Here is a 23,453-nt window from a genome sequence, read left to right as displayed (position 1 = left end):
CTGAAATAGACGATACCGAAATAGACGATACCGTTACATATAATATAAATCAGTATGGCGCTAAAATCGCGGTAAGTAATTATTTTTTGAAAACTTTTTAAAAGAAATGTTGAAAAATATAAGCGTGACGAGGTTTTTAATATTTTTGTCATCAAGTGGCGCTACTATACAAACGTTTTTTGGGGGTGTGTTAAGATCTAAGTCTTATTCAGTAGATAACCCAATTGATAATATAGTGTGGTGATATGAAGATTTATATTATGCGTCATGGCCAAGCAGGTTTGTATGCGAATAGCGATGCGGAACGAGAATTAACGGGTACAGGACGCCAGCAATCTGCTGATATGGCTGATTGGTTAAGTGCGATTGAACCGACGTTAGATTGTGTATTACACAGCCCTTATATTCGCGCTGCACAAACTTGGGATGTTATCGGGAACTTTTTCACGGTAAATAAGGTCGAAGTATGTGAAGACATTACGCCTTATGGAGATGCCGAATTTATAGCTGATTATGTTAAGGCGTTAGTCGCACAACATAATCATGAAACAATCTTACTGGTTTCCCATTTACCTGTGGTGAGTTATTTAACCTCAGCGATGACAGCCGGTAAGCATATGCCAGCATTCGCAACATCAGCGATAGCTTGCTTAGAGATGAATGGAAATGATTGTCATTTAAAGTGGTTAGAAACACCAGCGAGTATAAAGTAGTTAACTGATTTTTTATTTATTTTATGATTAGTGCTTACACTTTATACAAAGGATGATGCAGTGTTAAAAGCCTTTGCATTACCCAATTGTTAGTATATTATGCCGCTTCTGTTTGGGTACTTGGATGGTACCTATATAAGCGTATAAAGGAGTGCTAAATGCGTAGTTTTAAACAGTTTAACTCGTTACGTATCGCAAGATATGTAAAAAGTTTTTTTCGTGGAACTCTGTATGTCACAGGTTTGGGATTATTAGAGTTTCAGCAAGGTATGTTAGTCATGCCGAGCAACGCAGGTAACAATGTTAAAATGCGTATCTCGGAAGTGAATCGTGAAATTAAACGATTTGCGGTTTAACAGACTGAGCTTGAAAGGTTAGTGTCGCCACTAACCTTTTTTTGTGCCTGTTTTTTGGTGTCAGACCATTTTCGGGACGCGCAAATAGGCTTAGCTTCATTCAAGAAACATCGCAGCATTAAATCCTGCCGTAACGCATACACTCAACAGCATCATAATGATGACATTGTAACGCTTTAAAAAGCTCAGTTTTGGGTGCTTGGCGTGAAACGCTGCCGCTTTTTCAGCCTTTACCTGTATCTTCGCTGATTTTATAACGTGTAGTCTATCTTCTTCCTGCATTGCTGCTTCAAGTTCAGCCATACGTTCGTTATTTTCTTTTTCGAGTTCTGCAAACCACTGGTCTTGTTTATCTGCCATCATTAACTTATTTCCTTAACTCGCGACCTTAACAAATAGGCTACCTTAAAAAGTCTTCTTTGTTCGTCAATTCCACGAGAATAGAGATAGCGGCACTGCCACCCCACATTTTAGTCGCTTGATGAAAAGCTTCGATATCTGGGTGTTGTGCTAACCACATCGGCAATTGGTGTTTCAGAATGTTTTTACCATGACCGTGCATTACATTGCAGCAGCGAATGTGTTGCTTACGGCACTCTGCGATTAACGCGGATATTTCTACCTTGGCCACTTCTTGTGTTAGGCCATGTAAATCCAACATCAGTTCTGGCTCGTAATCACCACGACGTAATTTTTTTAATTCATACGGAGAAACGCCGTCACGTATATAACGGGTAGGCCCTTCGTCGGCAATATGCGGTTGAAATTGATCGGAGAAAAAATGTTCACGTTGCGCTGATTCTTGTCTGATTGAATCATTTGGTTGTATTTTCGGTTTTTTAGCCCTGATTTTTTGTGTGCGTATGCTATCCTGTTGCAAAGGTTTTATACCTTTCATACTATCAGAGAAAAGAGCGTGTGCATCTGGTTCAGGCGTGGCTTGTGATACTTTCATCGCAGCTGCTTTGGTCTGTTCTTTGGCTGTGTCTAATTGCAGCAGCATCTTTTTTTTCATTTGTTTATTAAACATAATGTGGGTACCTAATTTCAACTGCGAAACCAGTTGATTAAACATTTTGTTATTTTACCAAAATTGGAGTCAATTGTGGACAGGATTTTTATTGACGAAGCAGTCAAAGAGTTAACTACTATACAAGATATCATCCGTTGGGCAGTTAGCCGCTTTAATGATGCGAATATTTTCTATGGTCACGGTACTGATAACGCATGGGATGAAGCTGTTCAGCTGATTTTACCAACGTTACACCTGCCATTAGATATTGATCCGCAAATTCGTCATGCGAAACTGCTTACATCAGAACGCCAAAAACTGGTTGAGCTAATTGTTCGCCGCGTTAATGAACGTATTCCTGCAGCTTACCTGACTAACAAAGCTTGGTTTGCTGGTTTAGAGTTCTTCGTGGATGAGCGCGTTCTTGTGCCTCGTTCACCGTTTGCAGAACTTATCATGAATGGTTTCCAACCTTGGTTAACACACGAACCGATGCGCGTACTTGATATGTGTACGGGCAGTGGTTGTATCGCAATTGCATTATCTCACGCATTCCCAGATTCAGAAATTGATGCTGTTGATATTGAACACGGCGCGATTGAAGTTGCCGAAATTAATATTCAAGATCACGGTGTAGAGCATCACGTTACGCCAATTCAATCTGACTTGTTCTCAAACCTAACTGGTTTACGTTACGACATGATCGTATCTAACCCTCCTTATGTTGATCAAGAAGATATTGATAACCTACCTGAAGAGTTCAAACATGAACCTGAGATTGGTTTACAGTCAGGCTTTGATGGTCTTGAACTTACGCTGAAGATGATTGCTCAAGCACCTGATATGCTAAACGATGGTGGTTTACTGTTCGTTGAGATCGGTAACAGCATGGTACACATGCAAGAGAAATTCCCAGAAGTACCATTTACATGGTTAGAAATGCAAAATGGCGGCCACGGTATCTTCGTGATCAGCAAAGAGCAGATCGAAGATTCAATGGCAGAGTTCGCACCATTTAAATAGTTCGGTAGTCACGCTATTTCTGAGTGTTAAAACTCACGATAAACCTGTGTTCATCTTTGATGGGCACAGGTTTTTTTATTGTTTTTTTTAACGATTTGCTATTGTCGCTAAGCCGTAGGTCTTGTATTCTCAAGGGTATTAGTCAGTATTTTATAAAGGAAACGCTGTTATGGCAGGGAATAGTATTGGGCAATTATTTAAGATCTCCACATTCGGAGAAAGCCATGGACCAGCACTTGGGTGCATCATTGATGGCTGCCCTCCAGGACTCGAAATTTCACTAGAAGATCTACAGTTTGATCTTGACCGTCGTAAGCCTGGCACATCTCGCTATACTACTCAGCGCCGTGAAGCTGATGAAGTACAGATCCTGTCTGGTATTTTTGAAGGTAAAACCACAGGTTGTTCAATTGGCCTGATGATCAAAAATACTGATCAACGTTCACAAGATTATTCAAATATTAAAGATACCTTCCGTCCGGGTCATGCTGATTACACTTATCATCAGAAATTTGGTCATCGCGATTACCGTGGAGGCGGTCGTTCATCGGCTCGCGAAACGGCAATGCGCGTAGCGGCTGGTGCAATTGCGAAGAAATACCTAAAAGAACAACACGGTATTGTTATTCGCGGTTATTTATCACAACTGGGTCCAATTAAAGCTGAAGCACTGCAATGGGATCAAGTTGAAGAAAACCCGTTCTTCTTTCCTGATCCAAGCAAATTAGAAGCGCTTGATGAATACATGCGTGGTCTGAAAAAATCAGGTGATTCAGTGGGCGCTAAAGTAACGGTTGTTGCCCAAGGCGTACCTGTTGGTTTAGGTGAACCGGTATTTGATCGTTTAGATGCTGAAATTGCCCATTCACTAATGAGTATTAACGCTGTTAAAGGTGTTGAAATCGGTGATGGTTTTGGCGTTGTAGAACAGCTTGGTAGCGAACACCGTGATGAGATGACACCAGAAGATGGTTTCCTTTCTAATCATTCAGGTGGCGTGTTAGGTGGTATTTCAAGTGGCCAAGACATTATTGCTCACATTGCGATGAAACCGACTTCAAGTATTACTATTCCAGGTAAATCAATTGATAAGTTTGGTAACGCCATTGAAGTGGTTACTAAAGGTCGTCACGATCCATGCGTTGGTATCCGCGCAGTGCCAATTGCTGAAGCACAACTTGCTATCACGCTAATGGACCACTTGCTAAGACACCGTGCGCAGAATCTACATGTGGTAACAGATACACCGAATATGTAAGACCCCCTCCCAGCTCCCCCTTAAAGCAAAGGGGAGGAGCAAAGACATTATTATCAATTACCCATCAGCTTAGGTTGATGGGTATTTTTTTGTCTGTTTAAGGACCCCCTCCCAACCTCCCCCTTAAAAAGAAAAGGGGAGGGGAAAGACTTCATTACCAATTAACATTTGTGACGATATGTTGTGTCTGTAGTTGTACTTGTGGGTGCTGTTTAGTCCCCTCCCTTTTCTTAAGGGGAGGGCTAGGGTGGGGTCATGTTTTATCTTGTGTCTTTCTTCAAAATAACAAAAAAGGCACTGATACTATTTATTTCTATATAGTATCAGTGCCTTAACGCTTATTTTAGAAACTATCTATTTCTAATATAGGTTTACTTAGCTGAAGCTAATGTCTGCTTCGCTGCAGTGTCACCTTGTGCTTGCTTCTTTTCAAAGCGAGAGATCCACCACCATGCAAGGGCAGAGAACACCATCGTCATGAATACGTTAATGAAGAATGCATTAACTAGATCAACACCTGTTGGGAATGCAGACGCTGTCATACTTACCACAAAGATAACGATAAGTACTGAAACAACACTCATACCCACTTTACGAGAACCCATGCGGAAATCACGCGGTGTATCATCGTATTTAAGACGGAAGATGAAGTAAGCAACCATGATGAAGATAGGTGGTAACATTGCTGTACCAGCCGTTAAATTAATCGCTGTACTCATCATCTCTTGTACTGATTCAGAACCAAAGCCATTCACTACTAACATGATCACTACGAACGCAAACTGCCACCAAGCTGCGCGTACTGGTACGCCGTGCTCGTTAAGTTCAGTTGTCTTCTCACCGTAAACACCTTTTGGAATTTCTGAGAAGTGAATTTTAACCGGAGCAGCAGTCCACATCATCATCGAACCGAACATGGCGATGAATAGGATCACACCAACAAAACGACCTACTAAGTTTTCAGAAAAGTTGAAGTATTGCGCCATACCAGTAAAGATTTCAACCATGCCGCCAGCATAAGTTAATGCCTCACGTGGTACGAATACGTTGACAAGTAGTGAACCAACAGCGTACATAGCACCAATCAAAATACCTGCTGAAATGATCACGCGGATGAATGTTTTCTGGCCGCCTTTCACATCTTTCAAGTAGGCTGCTGCTGTTTCTGCACCACCTGCTGCCTGGAAGATCCAACACATGATACCAATCGTTGCCCAACTGATCGTTGGTGTCATCGCTTCGACAGTAATCGGTTGTGCTGGTACGTGGTCACCGCTAAGTGCCATAATCGCCCCGATCACATAGATACCGAAGAGAGCGAATACACCGTAAGCCACCATTTCAGAAATTTTACCTAACCAAGACGCACCTTTTGTCGAAATGTGCGTTGCAGCTGCAAATAACACAATCGAGATAACAGAGGTCACCACTGGAGAGAAGTTATATTCATAACCCAGCATTGCATAAGATGCATAAGCGATTACGTTCGGTAGTAGTGAAACGAACCAAAACAGGTTCACGAACCAATACAAGAACGAACCGAGGTAAGCATTTTTAGTACCTAATGGTTTTTTAAGCCAGTCATACATACCGGATTCAGAGTCTTTATTTGCTGATACAAATTCAGAAATAATAAACACGAATGGAATGAAGTAGATCAGCGTTGCAAGTAAGAAAATAGGTGCGGAGCTTAATCCTAATTCGATGTTGTTATTCACGATATTACGGACATTAAAGACCGCGGCTAGCGTCATAGACAACAAGGCAAACTTGCCAATGGTACCACGTGCAGATTGAGACATAGAGCCCTCCAAGGCTTTATACTATTTAGTGTAGGGGGAGCTGGAGGCTTCAACAAGTCGTTTTTAAAATGAATTGTTGAAGCACATTTCCCTGTCTTTCGTTAGATCTGATTTTTATAATTATTAGTATTTATTCAGTGTTGTTTTTAGCTATTTATTCAAAAAATAGCCATCTTCAATAGTTACTTTCAGTACCACTTTTCGCACGCGGTTATCACCGTGGAATCGATACGCTTTGCTATTATCAAATACAGCCATTTGGCCTTCACAAAGTTGTTTTGTCTCACCGTGACCAGTCAGGTATTCACGGTCAGTTTCATCGGTGTAAGGGCGTACTAATTCAAGTTCAGCCTTATCTGCGACTTCGACAGTTTCACGGCCTTCGAGATAATAGTGCACATCAAAGTAACGACGGTTGCCTTCAAAGTGCTCGGTATTCGCTGCTACACCGTCTGCAATCATGTAAACCAATGAATCACCAATGGAATACATCACGCCATCTTTGAGATTGCCGATATTTTCAATAGCTTCAATACAACGATTCCATTTACGCCCATCGCGATACATTGATTTGAAGTGGTCTAGGTTGTCTAAAATGATCATTACTTATCTCCGCCAGCAGTTTGGCTTGTTGACATGAATGTGTGATTAGCTAACGCGCTTGGCTTACAGCCACCTTGATGAAAAGGCACTAGCGTTAATGCGTAGTTAAACTTCTCCATGTATACACGGTATGAATCTAAGACTTCTGAACCCCAAGAGTTAGAGCCTAGACCCATTAATTTGTGGTCAAGATTCACGGTGATGTAACCGCTCTTCTCAAGCTCAATCGTATGTTGCGCTTCATGGATGTTTTGGTTGGTGTAGAACCATGCACTGAAGTTAATCTCTTGTGCTGGTTTCACTAATAAACCAGAGCCTTGGCGATTCGATAATGATGCCCAGCGTACGTGTTGGCGGTTACCGTTGTTTTGTGGGAATGGGTAATTCTCAAACATATCGGCAACGTTAGTTTTATACACATCAATCAAGTTAGCTTGCTGGCTGTCTTGGTAGTTTTCTTCAGGACCACGGCCATAGTATTGCACTTGGTCGAAGTCATTATTGATACCAAGATCCAACCCAAGCACTGGGATCACGTGGGGATAATCACCGTATTTCTCGCCTGATAATTGAATGTTTACCTGACCTTCTTTATTGATTTCATACACGTAAGTACAGCGCATACCAAAATCAAATACCGGCGGTGCAATAATGCTGGTTACGGTGAAAATTGCTTTGCCGTCGATTTGTTCAAGATTAATTGAACGGAAGTGCTCTTGCATAATGTGCAAGTGTGCAGGCTCCCACAGGCCATCGTGTTCTTGCTTGTGGTTATCAACCATCGGCTTGAAGAAGTTCAGTTTCGGGGCGCTGGCAATAAGCTCTTCGCCATTAACTAACCATGAATTCAGTTTTCCGTTCACTTTAGAGAAGCTAAGTGCAAAGTTTAACCCTTTAACGACATAATCTAAGCGAGATTCAACAATGTCTAACGCAATTGCGTTGCGGTTAGTGAATACGGGTAACTGCTGAGTATCTTCTTTTAGTTGTACTTGGTAAACGGCGATATCATGATTCGCTTCGCTGTAACGAGTACGAGAATCTTTACGTACAGTGAAGTTAATGAACGCTTCACGGCCATCTAATTCAGGCAGAGTGATCTCGATATCACGGCTGCTGTTTTCTGCTAAACCTGTGACCTTCAGTGTCGTGCTTTGTAATGTTTCACCAGCCACGCGTACTTCTGCGGTAATGGTGTAATCATCAAGGTTAGAGAACCACAGTTTGTTGTCTACCGTAAAAATACCCTTAGCTGCATCTTTAGCGTGGATTTTCACTGGCGCAATGACTTGCTTGTATTCTTTTAGACCGGGTCCCGGTGTTTGATCTGAATAAATGAGGCCATCCATACAGAAATTATAGTTATTTGGGTAATCACCGTAATCGCCACCGTATTTTAAGAACTCAGTGCCGTTTTCATCTTTTGCGAGAATACCGTGGTCACACCATTCCCAAACAAAGTGACCTTGAATAGAATCATGTTTGTAGAATACGTTTTGGTATTCGGTTAAACCACCAGGGCCGTTACCCATTGCATGGGCATATTCACAGATGATGCGTGGTTTGTTATGTGGGTGTTCACCAAAGGCATTCATTAATTGTGCGCGTGAATACATGGTACTGATGATATCAACCACTTCAGCATCACGATCTTCTTCATAATGGACTAGGCGAGTATCATCAATGGCTTTAGCTGCTGCGTACATTGCTTTGATGTTACAGCCATAACCCGATTCGTTACCGAGTGACCACATGATGATAGAAGCATGGTTTTTCTGTGCGTGAATGTGGCGTTCGATACGCTCTACAAATACTTGTTCCCATGCTGGATCATTGGTAATACGGCTTAAGTCATCAACGTTAGCAAAACCGTGGGTTTCTACATCTGTTTCGCCCATGACGAATAGACCATAAACATCACACAGTTCATAAAAACGTGGATCATTTGGGTAATGCGCAGTACGGACTGAGTTGATGTTGTGTTGCTTCATCAAGATGATGTCTTTCTCAACACGATCCATGCCCACTGCACGACCTTTTAGGTGATCATTATCGTGGCGGTTAACACCGTGTAGCATCACGTAGTTGTTGTTGATGTAGAAGAGACCATCACGGACTTTTATATCACGGAAACCAATACGCTGCGGAATGACTTCTAGTACGTTACCTTGTTCGTCTTTTAACGTCAGTACGAGTTGATACAAGTATGGGTTTTCAGCAGTCCAGTGGATTGGGTTTACCACATCAATGGTAACGTTTACATCTTCAGTCGAAGTAAAATTCAGTGACTCGATATTGCCTGCTGCCAGTGCGGTTGTACCGTCGAATAAAGTATATTCAAGTGAATAGTTAACCACAGGATCAGCAGTTAAATTCTCAATCACTGTTTGACAAGAAAGTGTCGCACTTTGATAAGTCTCATCAAAGTCAGTGCGCACGGTAAGGTCTTGCACATGTACTTGTTCTTTACCAATTAAGTAAACATCACGGAAGATCCCGCCTGTCCACCACATGTCTTGATCTTCGATGTAGGTTGAATCAGCCCATTGCATCACACGTACAGACAATAAGTTTTCACCTTGCTGTGCGTATGCCGAGATATCGAACTCAGCGGTTAAGCGACTGCCTTTACTAAAGCCAACATAGTGACCGTTCACGTAAACTTCAAAATATGTTTCAACACCATCAAATTTAATAATGGTTTGTTTGTCGTTCCAGGTATCACCCAGTGTAAATGTACGTTGGTAAGCACCGGTTGGATTATCACTTGGCACGAAAGGTACATCAATTGGGAATGGGAAACCTTCATCAGTATATTGAAGATCGCCGTGGCCTTCCATTTGCCACATATTTGGAACGGTGATCTTGTCCCAGTTATTTATGTATTGAGCATAGAATTCGTCAGGTACTAACAGCGGGTTAGTGAAGAAGTTAAAGTTCCATTGACCACTTAATAGCTGGTAGTGGCTGCTTAATTCACGTTGAAACGTCGTTGCTGTTGATATTGAGTCATATGAGAAAAAGTAAGCACGTGGTGCCATTCTGTTTTCATTAAGGCGGAAGAAGTTTTCCCAATTGTTCACGTGTAGCCTCCAAGTCGAATAAATAATACGAATTAATTTTAGCGGATTGTTTTCTGGTAAAAGATATTAACTAAAGTTTTAGTAAAACAAATGGAAATGTTGTTTTAGTTTTAACTTGATCACACTTGATGGTGAGGTTTGTGAGCTGGCTAACGTTAACGAGAGGTTTCGATGTAACGAGCTTGTGGTGCTAATGTGATGTAGATCTAGTGATGTTAATGCGTGATTTTAAATGTTAATAACGCATTGATCGATAAATAAAGGCGAATGAAAGTTAAAGGCAGAGTTAAAGGAGGCTTGAAGGAAAATAGCAGCGTAGTAATACACTGCTTTCATTTCATTATTGAGGGGATTAAAGCTTATTTTTTGGTGGTACCACGTAAGCGTAAATTACTTGGGATGTAAGCATTAATAGGGATCACACGTTGATCACGGCGACGTTCCATTAATAAGTTAACCCCTTGACTGCCCATCAGTTCTGAATGAATACGTACGGTGGACAAAGACGGGAAAGTAAATTTAGCCGTGGGGATATCATTCACACTGATCAAGGCAATATCATCTGGTATTGATAAACCTTGTTCATGAATAGCGCGTAATACACCAATGGCAATCGAATCTGAGGCGATGAAAAATGCACTTGGGTGATCGCTTTCTAGCATTTTCTTAGCCAGCTTATAGCCTGATGAACTTGAGAAATCACCGCGGTATAAATCCGATTCTGACACGACGCCTTTTAACTGCCCATATTCAGTAAAGACTTGTTCACGAATATCTGGCGTGGCTTCATCATCTTGACCACCAATAAACCCGATACGACTATATCCCTGATTAGTAAAGAAATTAATAACTTCCTTACTGATCCTGACAAGGTCAATATCCACCGAATCAAACTCTTGGTCGTGATCGGTGTAATCAATATAAACAATATTCTTAGTGATTTTTTTAATTGCGATTAACTGTTCGGCAGTTTGACGACCAATTAATAAAATGCCGTCTATTTTGGGATTCTTAATATCGAGGCTGTTTTCGTAACTGTTCGTCAGCACGATATCAAACTTATCACATTGCGTTTCTATGCCGTGACGGATCGCGAGATAATAAGGATCATTAATCTCGGTGTCTTGCTTGTAATTATACAGTGCTAAGAAATGCAGATGCTCTTTTGCTTTAGCCGGTAGAGCACTCGCAAGTTTACGAGTTGAACTGGTTTTGTATTCCAGCTTTTCTGCTATTTCAAAAATACGTCGTTTGGTCTCTTCCTTCACACTTAATGTCGGATCTTCATTTAATACCCGCGACACAGTTGCTAATGAAACCTTAGCTTCGTTGGCGATTTCCTTTAATGTTGCCATTCATCCTCCAGCCCAGTCATTATTATTCTTTTAGGGGGGTATTTTACGGAAAAAATAGGAGTTTTGATACCTAAATCTCACTTTTAGTAAAATGTTTACTAATTGGTAGTTGTTTTTGTGGAAACGTTTACATTTGATCGGTAGGGTACTCAAATATCTTATAGATTTACCTATTTTGTATTCAAGATCACGGGAGAATTCATTGTGAAAGTACTGGTAACAGGCGGGATGGGCTATATCGGTAGTCATACATGTGTACAGATGATAGCAGCAGGCATCGAGCCTATCATTATCGATAACTTAGATAATAGTAAACTAGCTGTACTCGATCGTATTGAAGCATTAGCGCAGGTACGTCCTGTTTTTTATCTGGGAGATGTGCGTGATGAAGCTTTCCTCGACCGTATTTTCACTGAGCATACTATTTCTTCTGTGATCCATTTTGCTGGGTTAAAAGCGGTTGGCGAGTCAGTGCTAAAACCACTGGAATACTACGATAACAATGTGAACGGCTCATTGGTACTGGCGCGTTCAATGCGTAAAGCCAATGTCAAAAGCATTGTATTTAGTTCTTCTGCAACTGTGTATGGCGATCCAGAGATAGTACCGATTACTGAAAATTCACCAACAGGTGCAACAACCAATCCTTATGGGCGCAGTAAATACATCATTGAAGGATGTTATTCAGATCTGTTTGCTGCCGATAATGATTGGAGCATTACGTTACTACGTTACTTCAACCCGGTTGGCGCGCATCCGTCTGGCACCATGGGGGAAGATCCACAAGGGATCCCAAATAATTTAATGCCGTTTATTGCCCAGGTGGCTGTCGGTCGTCGTGAGTCGCTGTCGGTATTTGGCGATGATTATCCAACTCCTGATGGTACTGGCGTTCGTGATTATATTCACGTGATGGATTTAGCCGATGGCCACATTGCTGCATTAACCACTGTGGGTGCCAAGTCCGGTTTACATATTTACAACCTCGGCACTGGCACTGGCTCAAGTGTATTAGAAATGGTCAATGCGTTTGCACAAGCCTCTGGTCAGCCTATCCCATATCAAGTATGTCCACGTCGCGCTGGTGATATCGCTGAATGTTGGGCTGATACCCAAAAAGCAGAAAAAGATTTAGGTTGGAAAGCCAGCCGCAATGTCATGGAAATGAGTGCCGATACATGGCGCTGGCAGTCAACTAATCCACAAGGATATTAAGCTTATGTCTAGTTTAGAGTCTACCCAAGAATGTAATGAAGATTGTAACAAAGAGTTTAACCCAATTGATCATCCGCATCGTCGTTATAACCCGTTAACGGGACTGTGGATCTTGGTATCACCGCACCGCGCAAAGCGCCCGTGGAGTGGTCAAGATGAAGAACCTGATACGGCGGAATTGTCGACGTATGACAAGGACTGTTTTTTATGTCCAACCAACAAACGTATTTCCGGTGATGAAAATCCAAATTACGACGGTACTTATGTATTCAGTAATGACTTTGCTGCACTAATGCCCGATTCACCTGCAGCGCCTAAATCAGCTAATCCGTTGTTTAAAACTGAAGGTGTACGTGGATTAAGTCGCGTTATTTGTTTTTCACCGGATCACAGCAAGACGTTACCAGAGCTGCCAGTGGCAAAGATCCGCGGTGTGATTGATACCTGGAATGAACAAATTGAAGAATTAGGTAAAGAATATCTGTGGGTACAAGCGTTCGAGAATAAAGGCGCGGCAATGGGCTGTTCACAACCGCATCCACACGGACAAGTATGGGCGAATAGTTTTTTACCTAACGAAATTGAACGTAAAGAAAAGCTACTGAAAGCGTATCAGCAAGAACACGGTTCGAACTTATTAGTCGATTACGTGGAATCAGAATTACAAGACGGTGAACGTACAGTCGTTGAAACAGAGCATTGGCTTGCTGTTGTGCCGTATTGGGCGGCGTGGCCGTTCGAAACTATGTTGTTGCCCAAAACCCATATCCGCCGCATGAGCGAATTAACTGAAGCGCAGCGCGATGACTTAGCGTTAGCGATTAAGAAACTGACTTGCCGTTATGACAATCTGTTTCAATGTTCATTCCCTTATTCAATGGGCTGGCATTACGCACCGTTTTTTGCAGAAGGTACGGATGTAGAACATTGGCAATTACACGCATTATTCTATCCGCCATTACTGCGTTCTGCATCAGTACGTAAATTCATGGTTGGTTATGAAATGTTAGCCGAAAGCCAGCGCGATTTAACCGCCGAGCAAGCTGCGCAAAAACTGCGTGATGTCAGCGACGTACATTATAAAGCATAGTGAAAATAGGAAACAACAGATGACCAATTTAATTGAAAACGTAAAAAATGCATTCAACGCAGTACTTAACGATTCACCTAACTCAGTACTTAATTATGCACCTACTCATATTGTGCAAGCGCCAGGTCGTGTGAACCTAATTGGTGAGCATACCGATTATAACGATGGTTTTGTATTGCCTTGTGCAATTAACTATCAAACCGTGGTGGCAGCAGCAACCCGTGATGACAATATCGTGCGTGTGGTTGCCGTTGATTATGATAATGCCACGGATGAATTTGATATTACCCAGCCTATTACGTTTCAAGACAATAAAATGTGGGCGAATTACATTCGTGGTGTGGTGAAGTGCTTGCTTGAACGTGGTTTTGAATTTAACGGTGCTGACATTGCAGTAACAGGTAATGTACCACAAGGTGCTGGATTGAGTTCATCGGCAGCGTTAGAAGTGGTTATCGGGCAAACATTTAAAGAGTTATATAAATTAAATATCAGCCAAGCGGAAGTCGCTTTAAACGGTCAGCAAGCTGAAAACGAATTTGTCGGTTGTAACTGCGGCATTATGGATCAGATGGTGTCAGCACAAGGCAATGAAAATCATGCCATGTTACTCGATTGCCGTAGTCTTGAAACAACAGCCGTATCCATGCCAGAAAACATGTCTGTCGTGATTATCAATTCGAATAAAAAGCGCGGACTAGTGGATTCTGAATACAATACTCGCCGTGAACAATGTGAAGAAGCTGCGCGTATCTTTGGTGTGAAAGCATTACGCGATGTCTCTATCGAAACATTCAATGCCAAAGAACATGAGTTGGATAAGATGGTCGCAAAACGTGCTCGTCACGTGATCAGCGAAAATGACCGTACCGTTGAAGCGGCAAGTATGCTGGCTGCAGGTGACATTAAACGTATTGCTGAGCTGATGGCAGAATCCCATGCGTCAATGCGTGATGATTTTGAAATTACTGTACCGGAAGTGGATACCTTGGTTAATATCGTCAAAAATGTTATCGGCGTTGAAGGTGGCGTGCGCATGACTGGTGGTGGCTTTGGTGGTTGTATCGTTGCATTAGTACCACCGGCATTAGTCGATTCAGTACGTAGTGCGGTGGAAGAATTGTATGAGCCTGCGACGGGGTTAAAAGAATCTATCTATGTGTGCCAAGCTAAAAATGGTGCTGGATTAGTATCAGCTGTATAGGCTTAATCTCTATGGTATAGGTATAGGTATAGGTATAGGTATAGGTATAGGAATGATGATTGAACAATCAAGTTTGTTCGACAGCATGACAGCTGAGGTGGCCTTTGATGGTCGCCCAGCTCAGTTGTTTGAACTGCAGAATAATAATGGCATGACAATCATGTTGATGGACATAGGCGCTGCATGGTTAAGCTGTAAACTACCGGTCTCAGGTGTCGGTAGTCATATAGGTGAATTGCGCGAAGTATTACTTGGGCAAGCGACTATGGCTGATTTTAAGCAGCAGCAAAGTTACATGGGTGTAACGGTTGGGCGTGTGGCTAATCGTATCGCTAAAGGCCAGTTCTCTATTGCTGGGGTTGCATATCAAGTTGATATCAACCAAGCAGGTAATACCTTGCATGGTGGCACTGTAGGATTTGATAAACGCCGTTGGACTGCGACGGATAATCGTGTCGAAAATAGTATTGAGTTTGAATTAGTTTCACCCGATGGCGACCAAGGTTTTCCGGGTGAATTAACCGTCAGGGTCAAATATCAGCTTACTGATGATAATGCAGTGGTGATCAGTTATAGCGGTAATACCACCCAAGCAACCCCGATCAACTTAACCAATCATGCCTATTTTAATTTGTTAGGCGCGGACAGTGGTCAATTAGCACTAACACACAGCTTAAGCATTAATAGTGATGTGTTTGTACCGACCGATGAAGTCGGGATCCCGACTGGTGAGTGGTTGAGCGTACAGGGTGGCAACTTTGATTTCACCATTGAAAAACGTATTGAACAAGACTTTATGCTCGATATGCAACAGCAAGCGGCGAAAGGTTACGACCATGCTTTTGTGTTAGATAAACGTTGTCTAGCAGGTGCGTTAGCCGCGAGATTAACATCGCCAGATAATCGAGTGAGTTTGGATGTGTTTACCAGCAAACCTGCCATGCAACTTTATAGTGGTAATTGGCTAGCAGGCACGGCTGATCGTATGGGGGGCGAGTATCAAGACTATGCGGGGATCGCGTTAGAAACTCAGTTTGTACCAGATGCGTTAAACCATCCTGATTGGGAGCACCCAAGCAGCATATTGCAACCTGGAACGATTTATCAACAACAAACTCGATATCAGTTTAATCTGTCGTTCGATTAGTGCTTACACGATTCATCGTATTAAGTATTAACCAGTTTATGATGTTATTCTTCAAATTATTGCTATCGTCCTCCCGCTATTATTTTCTAGAATAAGCCCTTGCCAATTGGGAGGGCTTATTAAGGGATCTGTTAGTAAAAATAAATGCGGCTTAGATCATAGTTAAGCTAATTTTTTAATGCAAAAGACTGGGATTACTTATACTACTAGACAAGTTATTCGTTTTTACGGTGGTTGAATGTATTTAAAGAAAAAAAGTATTATAGCACTGGGTTTTTATACTTGTTTACTCATTACCATCATTGCCAGCATTACCTATTATGTCGTCGAACCACCTATCCGTGATAATCTTGAAAATAACCTTAATTTAAGAACTCAGTTACTCGCCCACGAGATTGAAGAACCTTTAGATCGTTCAGTCGCCACTTTGCATGGACTAGTCGGCATAGCGGTAAGTGATTATCCTATCGACGTACTCGAGAACATGATTTTTTCGGTATTTAATCAGAGCAATGACATCATTATCAGTGGTGGTATCTGGCCTGAACCCAACACCTTAATTCCAACAAAAAAATTAGCGAGTTTATTCTTTTCCCGTGATAAAAAGGGCAATGTTGAATTCATTAATGATTATAATAACCCTGCTGCAGCACCTTATCAGCTAGAGCCTTGGTATACCTCTGTCGCCCACGAAAATAGCCATCTTAAAATATCCTGGTCAGCGGTATATGTTGACCCTTTCACCAAGCAAAAAATGATCACTGCATCACAACCGTATTTTAATAATGGTCAATTTGCGGGTGTAGCAACGATAGATATTTCGTTAAAAGGCATGGTCGGTCTGATTGAATCTCATGCCGAAGAACATCAATTAGGTGTGCGTATTTACAGCGAAAATATTGCCATCGCAGACTATAAATTTAATGTACTCGAAGGGATGTACGTTGTTAATAGTAGCTTGGATCAATTTAATTGGCAGCTTGAAGTGATTAACTCTCAGCATACCGTAGCTGATGCTGTTTATACGCAAATTGTTAATATTGAAATGGGCATTATACCGTTGTTATTAGTCTGTGTTATTTTTGGCTATTACATTATAAATCATTGGTTAATCAATCCTATTACGAGAATATCCAAGCAAATTAATGAAAGTGATGTCGGTGAACTTATCGATATTAATTATCGTTATAAAGATGAAATTGCGCATTTGATTAGTTCCTTTAATAAGAAGACTGAATACCTCGAGATAGAAAAAATAAAAGCGGAATCATCAACCAAAGCGAAAACCTCTTTTTTAGCGAATATGTCCCATGAAATTCGCACGCCATTAAATGGCATTATTGGTATGTCGGATATTCTTGCTAGCACAGAGTTAACCCCTGTGCAGGTGGAATATTTACAAACCATAGACACCTCATCGAAAATATTATTATTACTGATTAACGATATTTTAGATCTATCGAAAATAGAATCAGGTCATCTTGTGCTGGTGGCTCAAGAATCGAATGTCGCGGAAGTGGTGTATGACACGGTCACTATAGTACAGAGTAAAGCGGCTGAAAAAGGTTTATCATTACAGGTTGAACTATCACCTGCACTGCCGGAATTAGTGATGATAGATGCACACCGTTTACATCAAATATTGATGAATTTGATGTCGAATGCGGTGAAGTTTACCCTGCAGGGGTCGGTGACGCTATCGGTGGGTTATGAACCGCAAGGCTGTCAGTCGCAAGATAATGCCCTTCGAGCTAGGGGCAGAGGACGATTGCTATTTACAGTGCAGGATACTGGGATTGGGATCGGTGAGGATAAATTAGATCAGGTCTTTGCGCCTTTTACACAGGAAGATGGTTCTATCACCCGCCAGTTTGGTGGTACCGGACTTGGGTTAGCTATTTGTCGTCAATTAGTGGTACTGCTCGGCGGTAAAATTAAGCTTAGATCTGTAAAGGGGGTAGGCAGCCAATTTTATTTCTCTCTGGATGTCGCTGTCGTTGAATCAAAAATCGACTCAAGCGTTGTAGCCAAAGACGAATCAAACAGTATTGTATCCAACCCCTTGAAAGGTATGCCATGCTTAATTATCAGTGAGCAAAATAAGGACGCACAGCAATTACAATTGGAGTGTTTAAAATGGGGACTTAATCCGACATTAATAACACCAAATACTCATTTAATGACGCTTTCGAAGCAATATGCGCTGATTATTTATTGCCAAAATAGTGCCGAAGTGACACTTGTTGATATCGAAAAATTGCATGCGTTAGAGCACAACCCAGCTTTAGTGCTTTGCACAAAACAGAATGAGTATATTGATTTGAATCATGCGGTCTTTAAGCACAGTCTGGATGGGCTGATCACCCTGCCAGTATTAGGAAAACGTTTTGCTAAAGTCGTGCGCAAAGCGCTAGATAAATCACCTAACAATAGCTTACTTCAAGGTTGCTCACTTCAAGATAGTTCACTGTTATCAAGTAGTACGGACAAATTAATTATTGAGAAATTAAAAGTCAGCAAGGAAGATGGCAATATAACAAATGATGGAGCCTTTAATGATGACAGTGCCGAGAAAATTATTTTAGTTGTCGAAGATAACCTTATTAATCAAAAAGTGGCGACGCTATTACTTAAAAAAGAAGGTTTTATTGTCGCTTTAGCAAATAACGGAAAAGAAGCGTTAGAAATGATCCAAGCTGAGTCGATCACATATTCTTTGGTATTAATGGATTGTATGATGCCGGTGATGGATGGTTTCACTGCCACAGGCGCTATTCGTGAATGGGAGCAACAGCAAACGAAAAAACGGCTGCCTATTATCGCCTTAACCGCCAGTGTATTTGCCGAAGATATTGAAAAATGCTACCAATCTGGCATGGATGATTATGTGGCGAAACCTTTTAATAAAGATATCGTGTTTGAAAAAATTGCCGCTTATACTTGATATGACAAGCTTAAACGCGTTTAGCCACGGATAATCGTTCCACCAATATAGCTTCAAATACCTTGCCGTGAATGGCACTGTTATTGCCTTTTGCTAATGCTAAAGATAATTCAGCAGCTTGCTCGGCCATGGTCTGAATTGGATAGTGCATCGTCGTCAGTTTAGGATGTAAGTACTTGGCAATCAAACCATTATCAAATCCCATCAAAGAGATATCATTCGGTACAGCAATATGCTGTTTTTCAAGTGCTGCTAATGCCCCTGCAGCGACATAATCGTTATAACAAACCACGGCTGTAATCGGTAGTTTACGCGCTAATAGCTCTGTCATTGCTACTTCACCGCCTTCATCCGTCGGTTGTCCTGCGACAATGTAGTCCAGGTTTAGGCTGAGATCCTGTTCAGTTAATGCTTGTAAGTAACCAGCTTGGCGATGATGGGCATCGTCAATATCCTGGTAAGAATTAATATAACCAATATGTTGATGTCCTTTGGTGAGTAAATGCTGGGTGGCGTTATACGCACCTTGTTGATTATCTAAGGCGATACAGCGTTCGGCAATCTCTGGAATATGACGGTTGATGAGTACTAAGCCCGGGACTTCCTTGGCAAACTGGATCAGTTCTTGATCACTTAGTCCTTTGGAGTGGATGACAAGAGAGTCACAGCGATTGTTGATCAGCAGTTCAATAGCTTCTCTTTCGACTTTGGCATCATGGTAACCATTGCCAATTAATAAGTGCTTATTATGGCTACGAGCAACATTATCAACGGCTTTGATAAGTGCGCCAAAGAAAGGGTCAGATACATCGCTAACCATGACGCCAATAGTATTGGTACTTTGGTTGACGAGCGCTCGGGCATTGGCGTTAGGGCGATAAGCTAAGGTTTTCATCGCTGCATTAACTGCTGCTATCGCTGATTTACTGGCTTTAGGTGATTTATTGACGACTCTAGAAACCGTGGCAACAGATACGCCTGCTGCTTTTGCTACATCTTTGATTGTTGCCATAATACGACTTTTAATCCTTTAATTTGATCGATCTTAGAGTGACAAGTGTAAACGTTAACACTCGTTTTCTTAAGGATAAAATAAAATTATTAAAATTGCATAGGTTTGTGTCATGTTTTGAGGGGGAGAGATGTCATGTCTTTATCAAATTGCAGATACAAAAAAACCGACGAGGTGAGTCGCCGGTTTCGTTCGTACTAATCTTAAGTGCTGTTATTTCCAGTACTTTAATTCAGTTAGGTGCGGTTTAGAATGCGCCGTAGATAACTGAAGTGATAGCCATTAGACCACAGATAGTAACGAAGATGTTTGCTGCTTTAGAGCTACCATATTTTTGCATAGAAGGTACTTTCTTGATTGCGTACATTGGCATTAGGAACAAGATAGCGGCAATCATTGGTGCGCCAATTGTTTCGATAAGACCTAGTACACTTGGGTTGATAATTGCTACAACCCATGTAGTTAGTACGATGAATACGATAGAGAATTTATTAATGTTCTGTTCTGATGCTTTTGGTGCAACTTGCTTAACTAGACCGTTTAGACCTTCTTGAGCACCTAAGTAGTGACCGAAGTAGCTAGACGTAATCGCTGCGAATGCTACGAAAGGACCAAAGTATTGAATTAATACTGAATCATGTACGTTTGCAAGGTAAGACAGGATTGAGATGTTTTGTGCCTTCGCTTCTGCTAGTTGCTCTGGTGATAGTGATAACACACAAGAGAATACGAATAGCATTACGAAACCAAGTAGCATTTGACCAGCACGTTTACAGATAAGATCCGTTTTTTGTACTGCGTTGTCACCGTAAGTTTCACGTTGTGCTTTAGCAAACTGGCTGATTACTGGAGAGTGGTTGAATGAGAACACAATCAGTGGAATCGATAACCAGATAACAGGTAAGAACGAAGATGCTTCAGGAACAACTGTTAACATCGTTGTGTTCCAGCTCGGGATTAAGAATAAAGATAAACCGAACAGGATGAATACTAATGGGTAAACTAATGCAGATGTCGCTTTAAGCATTAAATCTTTACCGAATAGAATCAGCGCAGTCATTACTAAAATTAGACCACCAGATAGTAACCAACGTGGGATACCGCTTACTTTATCCATTAATTGAACACCAGCTTCGTTAAGCATCGGTGCGCCATCAGCCGCTAGGCGTGGGATTTCAGTGAAGATATCAAGTTGGTTAACAATGAAACTTTCAAATGTATTTGTAATACCAACACCGTAGATTAATACGATAGGGTAGATAGCAAAGAAGTAAGCAAATGTAATTAATTTTGCAGCGCCTTTACCAAAATGTTCTTCAACAACATCAGTGATGTCTGAATTAGGATTTTTTGATGATAATACGAAGCGAGCAAGAGATCTATGTGCTAACCAAGTCATAGGACCTGCAAGCAATGCTAGAACTACTAATGGCCAAAAACCACCTAAGCCAGCTTTAATCGGTAGGAATAAAACACCAGCACCTACTGCTGTGCCGAATAAACTTAGTACCCATGTTGTGTCTGCTTTGTTCCATTTAGCAGCGTTCATAGTGCTTCCTGCGCCTGTTTTAGTAGCTTGCTCTGACATTACTTTCTCACTTGTTTTTTTATACTCAATCTCAACTGCTGCATAGGATAATGATTTGAATTTTATTTAAAGTGATGTAGATCGCTTTTTTGATTCGAAGCTAAAAAAATACCCGTATTTATCAAAATAATTTGATGTTTTACGTATTTTTTATTAACAACCTTTTTATTTGTGTGTTTATTGTACTTGCTGTGGTATTTATGCTGATTATTACTATTTAATTATCCTTTAGTAGAGTTTTACACTGGCTTACGCCTTGTATGCAGGACTAAACTTGTTCCTATAAAATATGATAAAGCACAGGTATAGCCAATAAGGGGTATTTTTATCATTTTTAACAAGTTGGTAGCAATTGATTTGTATACACAGATCACACTAATGATTACAGGCCTCAACTTTATTTGAACACTACTTTTAACTGTTTCGAGGTAAAAGTAGTGTAACCACCTAGTTTTGAGTATTCATCTAGTAGTAATGTCGAGTTTTAAGCCGATATTTCAGTATCTAAAGAGAATTGATGCTGAAACCGTTATCTGTAGTTTATTATGCTGCTATAGTGCCTTTGGGTAGATAAAATGGCCGCGAGCAGCATAATGGTCAGATAGGTCCCAAATTCCCCACAGTGATTCCGTTAAAACCCGTGGTGCGAATATTTCTTGGCCTGCAGTGATAGGCTGTAGATTGTCATTTCCTGTTAAGGTGTAATCAAGATATTCTAAATAAGGCTTCTCAGCCCAATAGTTGGTGTCAGAATCAAAAGAAAGAGGGTGGCCTTTATTTTCTGGTTCACTGGCATTCAGAATATATTCCATTTGGTCTCTATCTGCTGGTAAACCTATTTTATTGATATTGAAATCTCCGGCTAAAATGACCGCTTCATCCGCTGGGATATTTTGTTGTCTAATAAACTCGCCCATTTCTTCTAATTGCGCTAAACGTGCTGAACGGTTTTGATCATCATCTGACGATTGTGTATGGGTGGCAAATACATGATAAATGTAACCTTGCTTATTAATACGGGTATAAATAACCCCGCGAGTTGCTGCGCACTGGATACCATCACAATTTGTGTATTTTAGATTTTTCTCTTCTTCGACTGGCCATCGGGTCAAAATACGTGTGCCAGATTGCATGATCTTACCGAGTTTGAATATTTCACTGCTCGTAAAGCTGTATTCTGCACTTAATTGTTTCAGTAATTTATTGGTTCGAATAAGGTCAAAGACTTCAGTTAATACTAAAACGTCATAACCAGACATGATTGCTGGCATTTCAGTGAGGCGTGTATCGACTTTTTTAGAGCCGAATATCGTCGTTGCCCAAATGTTGTAGCTTAATAGGCTCAATTCATTACCAGGCCCGAGATCAGGCTTTTGGTCGTGCTGTTGTAATACGTAATTAATCTTGCCGCCCTTGTGTAGTTTCTCACTATTGAAGGCGATGGTATTTTGGCTCGCTGCGAGTTGAATCTCGAATCGCTGAATGGCACTGTCTGTTTGTGGATCGATGGTCAATTCATCACTGTCGATACCGAAAGCAAGTGTATCCTTGGTGATGCTTTGTGTGAGGCTAAAGCTATAGTCAGCATTACTTAATGAAATTGCAATATCATCGTTCTTATTCGTTCGGGTGATAATAGCGAGCTCTGCGGTACTTAATGGCATGATCTCTGTCGTTAATAATTCAACATTATCGCCTGCTTCAATATACGCATAGAGTGTCTGTTGTGTGCTATTGGTGAATTGAATCATGGTATGGCGTTCAGTTGGCACTTGGCTCATCGCCATGAGTGCTGGTGTGACTGTGCATAGCCAAAATAAGGCAGTTATTTTCCTTAACATAAATATCCCTGTGTTTTTATTATGTGTGAACTGATTGATTAACCAAGAGCCAGTATAAAATATTATTCGATATATTAAGTACGCATAGTAAGCAGTTTTCATGACGTTTTAATTAAACGATGAATTTTGATATGTTAATCCGCTTGGTCACAGTTGCTATACCAAGGATTGATTTTGATTTTTTGCGCAATTAAAAGAGCATATACT

Annotated in this window: 18 protein-coding genes; 9 read left to right on the top strand and 9 right to left on the bottom strand. The window is 41.1% G+C overall.

Translation table 11 applies throughout. The annotated features are described in order from the left end of the window. Positions 1 to 245 precede the first annotated feature (245 nt). Entirely contained in the window at positions 246 to 713 is a 468-nt protein-coding gene (sixA, locus tag FR932_RS12625) for a phosphohistidine phosphatase SixA (RefSeq protein WP_019439460.1), read from the top strand. 158 nt (positions 714 to 871) lie between these two features. Next, entirely contained in the window at positions 872 to 1,069 is a 198-nt protein-coding gene (locus FR932_RS12620; RefSeq protein ID WP_017222965.1) for a DUF1107 family protein, read from the top strand. Positions 1,070 to 1,165: 96 nt separating this feature from the next. Here the strand turns inward: FR932_RS12620 and FR932_RS12615 are convergent, their stop codons facing one another. After that, a complete protein-coding gene (locus FR932_RS12615; protein WP_019439459.1) occupies positions 1,166 to 1,432 on the bottom strand; it encodes a hypothetical protein in 267 nt (88 codons plus the stop codon). Positions 1,433 to 1,469: 37 nt separating this feature from the next. Further along, positions 1,470 to 2,099: an endonuclease SmrB gene (smrB, locus tag FR932_RS12610; RefSeq protein ID WP_085983340.1), complete on the bottom strand. Its 630-nt coding sequence runs from the start codon at positions 2,097 to 2,099 to the stop codon at positions 1,470 to 1,472. A 75-nt stretch (positions 2,100 to 2,174) separates the two neighbouring features. Between smrB and prmB the strand changes: the two genes are divergently transcribed. Continuing rightward, positions 2,175 to 3,104 (top strand): 50S ribosomal protein L3 N(5)-glutamine methyltransferase, encoded by a 930-nt coding sequence (gene prmB, locus FR932_RS12605; RefSeq protein ID WP_019439457.1) that lies wholly within the window; start codon positions 2,175 to 2,177, stop codon positions 3,102 to 3,104. A 169-nt stretch (positions 3,105 to 3,273) separates the two neighbouring features. Beyond that, entirely contained in the window at positions 3,274 to 4,362 is a 1,089-nt protein-coding gene (aroC, locus tag FR932_RS12600) for a chorismate synthase (protein WP_019439456.1), read from the top strand. A 371-nt stretch (positions 4,363 to 4,733) separates the two neighbouring features. Here the strand turns inward: aroC and FR932_RS12595 are convergent, their stop codons facing one another. The 4 genes from FR932_RS12595 to ebgR all read right to left on the bottom strand — a co-directional run bounded on the left by FR932_RS12595 (position 4,734) and on the right by ebgR (position 11,205). After that, a complete protein-coding gene (locus FR932_RS12595; RefSeq protein ID WP_019439455.1) occupies positions 4,734 to 6,164 on the bottom strand; it encodes an amino acid permease in 1,431 nt (476 codons plus the stop codon). A gap of 150 nt (positions 6,165 to 6,314) precedes the next feature. Beyond that, positions 6,315 to 6,767 (bottom strand): beta-galactosidase subunit beta, encoded by a 453-nt coding sequence (locus tag FR932_RS12590; protein ID WP_019439454.1) that lies wholly within the window; start codon positions 6,765 to 6,767, stop codon positions 6,315 to 6,317. Beyond that, positions 6,767 to 9,850, bottom strand: coding sequence for a beta-galactosidase subunit alpha (gene ebgA, locus FR932_RS12585; protein ID WP_026032008.1), 3,084 nt, complete (start codon positions 9,848 to 9,850; stop codon positions 6,767 to 6,769). The genes FR932_RS12590 and ebgA overlap by 1 nt, the downstream gene beginning before the upstream one ends. 359 nt (positions 9,851 to 10,209) lie before the next feature. Next, positions 10,210 to 11,205: a transcriptional regulator EbgR gene (gene ebgR / locus FR932_RS12580; RefSeq protein ID WP_019439452.1), complete on the bottom strand. Its 996-nt coding sequence runs from the start codon at positions 11,203 to 11,205 to the stop codon at positions 10,210 to 10,212. Positions 11,206 to 11,409: 204 nt separating this feature from the next. Here ebgR and galE point away from each other — a divergent pair, with 204 nt between their 5' ends. The 5 genes from galE (at position 11,410) to FR932_RS12555 (ending at position 18,805) form a co-directional block, all read left to right on the top strand. After that, positions 11,410 to 12,420 (top strand): UDP-glucose 4-epimerase GalE, encoded by a 1,011-nt coding sequence (galE, locus tag FR932_RS12575; protein ID WP_019628819.1) that lies wholly within the window; start codon positions 11,410 to 11,412, stop codon positions 12,418 to 12,420. A 4-nt stretch (positions 12,421 to 12,424) separates the two neighbouring features. Next, positions 12,425 to 13,510 carry a UDP-glucose--hexose-1-phosphate uridylyltransferase gene (locus FR932_RS12570; protein WP_019439450.1) on the top strand — a complete coding sequence of 362 codons (1,086 nt, stop codon included), beginning with the start codon at positions 12,425 to 12,427 and terminating at the stop codon, positions 13,508 to 13,510. Positions 13,511 to 13,529: 19 nt separating this feature from the next. After that, on the top strand, positions 13,530 to 14,714 hold the full coding sequence (gene galK, locus FR932_RS12565; protein WP_019439449.1) for a galactokinase: 1,185 nt from the start codon (positions 13,530 to 13,532) through the stop codon (positions 14,712 to 14,714). A 52-nt stretch (positions 14,715 to 14,766) separates the two neighbouring features. Next, complete coding sequence (gene galM / locus FR932_RS12560) at positions 14,767 to 15,861, top strand: galactose-1-epimerase (protein ID WP_019439448.1); 1,095 nt, start codon at positions 14,767 to 14,769, stop codon at positions 15,859 to 15,861. A 238-nt stretch (positions 15,862 to 16,099) separates the two neighbouring features. Then, on the top strand, positions 16,100 to 18,805 hold the full coding sequence (locus tag FR932_RS12555; RefSeq protein ID WP_019439447.1) for an ATP-binding protein: 2,706 nt from the start codon (positions 16,100 to 16,102) through the stop codon (positions 18,803 to 18,805). A 10-nt stretch (positions 18,806 to 18,815) separates the two neighbouring features. Here FR932_RS12555 and FR932_RS12550 read toward each other — a convergent pair whose 3' ends face one another. The 3 genes from FR932_RS12550 to FR932_RS12540 form a co-directional block, all read right to left on the bottom strand. Then, a complete protein-coding gene (locus tag FR932_RS12550) occupies positions 18,816 to 19,817 on the bottom strand; it encodes a substrate-binding domain-containing protein (protein WP_019439446.1) in 1,002 nt (333 codons plus the stop codon). Positions 19,818 to 20,064: 247 nt separating this feature from the next. After that, a complete protein-coding gene (locus FR932_RS12545; protein ID WP_019628818.1) occupies positions 20,065 to 21,405 on the bottom strand; it encodes an SLC5/6 family protein in 1,341 nt (446 codons plus the stop codon). A 551-nt stretch (positions 21,406 to 21,956) separates the two neighbouring features. Continuing rightward, positions 21,957 to 23,246 carry a sphingomyelin phosphodiesterase gene (locus FR932_RS12540; protein ID WP_019439444.1) on the bottom strand — a complete coding sequence of 430 codons (1,290 nt, stop codon included), beginning with the start codon at positions 23,244 to 23,246 and terminating at the stop codon, positions 21,957 to 21,959. Positions 23,247 to 23,453 lie beyond the last annotated feature (207 nt).

Source organism: Moritella marina ATCC 15381, assembly GCF_008931805.1.
Lineage (GTDB): Bacteria > Pseudomonadota > Gammaproteobacteria > Enterobacterales > Moritellaceae > Moritella > Moritella marina.
Note: the sequence above shows the minus strand (reverse complement) of the source record. Positions and strands in the feature narration are given on the sequence as shown.

Coding starts and splice junctions, on each gene's coding strand:
- FR932_RS12555 (WP_019439447.1), top strand. CDS start 16,100: ATGTATTTAAAGAAAAAAAGTATTATAGCACTGGGTTTTTATACTTGT.
- FR932_RS12595 (WP_019439455.1), bottom strand. CDS start 6,164: ATGTCTCAATCTGCACGTGGTACCATTGGCAAGTTTGCCTTGTTGTCT.
- FR932_RS12545 (WP_019628818.1), bottom strand. CDS start 21,405: ATGTCAGAGCAAGCTACTAAAACAGGCGCAGGAAGCACTATGAACGCT.
- FR932_RS12615 (WP_019439459.1), bottom strand. CDS start 1,432: ATGATGGCAGATAAACAAGACCAGTGGTTTGCAGAACTCGAAAAAGAA.
- smrB (WP_085983340.1), bottom strand. CDS start 2,099: ATGTTTAATAAACAAATGAAAAAAAAGATGCTGCTGCAATTAGACACA.
- FR932_RS12550 (WP_019439446.1), bottom strand. CDS start 19,817: ATGGCAACAATCAAAGATGTAGCAAAAGCAGCAGGCGTATCTGTTGCC.
- sixA (WP_019439460.1), top strand. CDS start 246: ATGAAGATTTATATTATGCGTCATGGCCAAGCAGGTTTGTATGCGAAT.
- FR932_RS12620 (WP_017222965.1), top strand. CDS start 872: ATGCGTAGTTTTAAACAGTTTAACTCGTTACGTATCGCAAGATATGTA.
- aroC (WP_019439456.1), top strand. CDS start 3,274: ATGGCAGGGAATAGTATTGGGCAATTATTTAAGATCTCCACATTCGGA.
- ebgR (WP_019439452.1), bottom strand. CDS start 11,205: ATGGCAACATTAAAGGAAATCGCCAACGAAGCTAAGGTTTCATTAGCA.
- FR932_RS12570 (WP_019439450.1), top strand. CDS start 12,425: ATGTCTAGTTTAGAGTCTACCCAAGAATGTAATGAAGATTGTAACAAA.
- FR932_RS12590 (WP_019439454.1), bottom strand. CDS start 6,767: ATGATCATTTTAGACAACCTAGACCACTTCAAATCAATGTATCGCGAT.
- galK (WP_019439449.1), top strand. CDS start 13,530: ATGACCAATTTAATTGAAAACGTAAAAAATGCATTCAACGCAGTACTT.
- galM (WP_019439448.1), top strand. CDS start 14,767: ATGATGATTGAACAATCAAGTTTGTTCGACAGCATGACAGCTGAGGTG.
- FR932_RS12540 (WP_019439444.1), bottom strand. CDS start 23,246: ATGTTAAGGAAAATAACTGCCTTATTTTGGCTATGCACAGTCACACCA.